At 65.3% G+C, this 369-nt stretch carries 1 protein-coding gene; it reads right to left on the bottom strand.

Going from position 1 to position 369, the window contains the following annotated elements; translation table 11 throughout:
• A partial coding sequence (locus tag A33M_RS21935; protein WP_040622793.1) for an NAD-dependent epimerase/dehydratase family protein occupies positions 1-369 on the bottom strand: 369 nt, incomplete at both ends.

Here is a 369-nt window from a genome sequence, read left to right as displayed (position 1 = left end):
ACATAGCAGAACGAGCGGGTCTGCCGGCCGTCGCCGTAAATGGTGATGTTTTCGCCCTCGAGCGCCTGGACGATGAAGTTCGACACCACCCGCCCGTCGTTCGGGTGCATCCGCGGGCCATAGGTGTTGAAGATGCGCACCACCTTGATCTCCAGCGCGTGCTGGCGGTGGTAGTCGAACATCAAGGTCTCGGCGCAGCGCTTGCCTTCGTCGTAGCAGCTGCGGGTGCCGATCGGGTTGACCCGGCCCCAGTAATCCTCGCGCTGCGGGTGGATCTCGGGGTCGCCATAGACCTCGGAGGTGGAGGCTTGCAGCAGCCGCGCCCGCAAGCGCTTGGCGAGGCCGAGCATGTTGATCGCGCCGTGCACG

The organism is Rhodovulum sp. PH10, from assembly GCF_000293785.1.
Taxonomy (GTDB): Bacteria; Pseudomonadota; Alphaproteobacteria; order Rhizobiales; family Xanthobacteraceae; genus Rhodoplanes.
This window is presented reverse-complemented; position numbering and strand designations above follow the sequence as displayed.